The following is a 1036-nucleotide window of genomic DNA, read 5'->3' as shown; positions in this document are numbered from 1 at the left end:
ATTTTTAAGAAATCGCACTAAGAAACACTCTATATGTATTTGCATTCTTTTATTGCTAAGAGCACGATGATTTGACAGCTAAATGACAGACGAAGTAGATGAATTTGTTGATTGATTTTAATTTGACTGCAAAAGCAGTCAATAGGCGCGCCTATTGACTGGCGGAAGGCTCATATGTGTTAGCATTACTTTACGTACATTAGCTGACATACTACTTCAATATTAGATGTGACATCCCATTCAGAGTCACTACCTATCATTTCATTAGAATATTTTGCAATGACAGCACTTCTATCCATCGAGTCACTTGAACCGAAATAAATATCGATTAAACCAAGATAATATGTCCCCGATACTTTAATTGGATAAATTTCTAATTGATAAAGACCTTGCTTTGTATAAGCCCAGTTACCTGTTGAATACAAACCGGGCCAAGAGTAAATGTCTTTCCATATATACTTTTGAGACCCATCGAGAGCTATTTTTTCATCTAGAACTCGATAATACTCTCCTGGAATTTGATTTGACCATGAGAAAAAAGAAAGGACCAACTCATCATTTCCGTCATTATCAATATCGAACTCCAAATATGGCACTCTCTCTTCTTTATAATTTTTTGAAGTACCTTTAACTTGAATAAAACCTTCTTTCCATTTAAGTTTGTTATCTGTCTCAGAAATTAGTTCAAGAGCTTTTTTTAATTTCTGTACATCTGCACGTCTTCCATAATTCTTTGTGTCATTAACATCAATAGAAATTCTCTTAGAGTATATTTTTTTACATATATCTCTATCACTACCTTCCGTTAATTCCAAATGAGTCGCTTTGGCATTAAAGGTCAAAACAAATAAAATGCTTAATAACGAAGTATATTTTGTACAAATCAAAGCTAAACCTTCCATATAATGCTAACGCTTACATAAGCGGAAAATTATAGTTGGCTAAAATTTTTGAGGAACGAAAAAAGCCAACTGTAAATTTTCCGTTTAATGTTCTTGTTATATTACGTTGCCGCTACACGACAACAATTGCACTT

At 33.0% G+C, this 1036-nt stretch carries 1 protein-coding gene; it reads right to left on the bottom strand.

What is annotated here, in order from left to right; all coding sequences use genetic code 11:
* Window positions 1-185: 185 nt before the first annotated feature.
* Window positions 186-902, bottom strand: coding sequence for a hypothetical protein (locus IEY40_RS20085; RefSeq protein ID WP_188959354.1), 717 nt, complete (start codon window positions 900-902; stop codon window positions 186-188).
* Window positions 903-1036 lie beyond the last annotated feature (134 nt).

This window comes from Shewanella ulleungensis, assembly GCF_014648315.1.
In the GTDB taxonomy this organism is placed as follows: Bacteria; Pseudomonadota; Gammaproteobacteria; order Enterobacterales; family Shewanellaceae; genus Shewanella; species Shewanella ulleungensis.
Note: the sequence above shows the minus strand (reverse complement) of the source record. Positions and strands in the feature narration are given on the sequence as shown.

Bases quoted from the DNA above. Each gene is read 5' to 3' on its own strand.
- IEY40_RS20085 (WP_188959354.1), bottom strand. From the start codon at position 902: ATGGAAGGTTTAGCTTTGATTTGTACAAAATATACTTCGTTATTAAGC.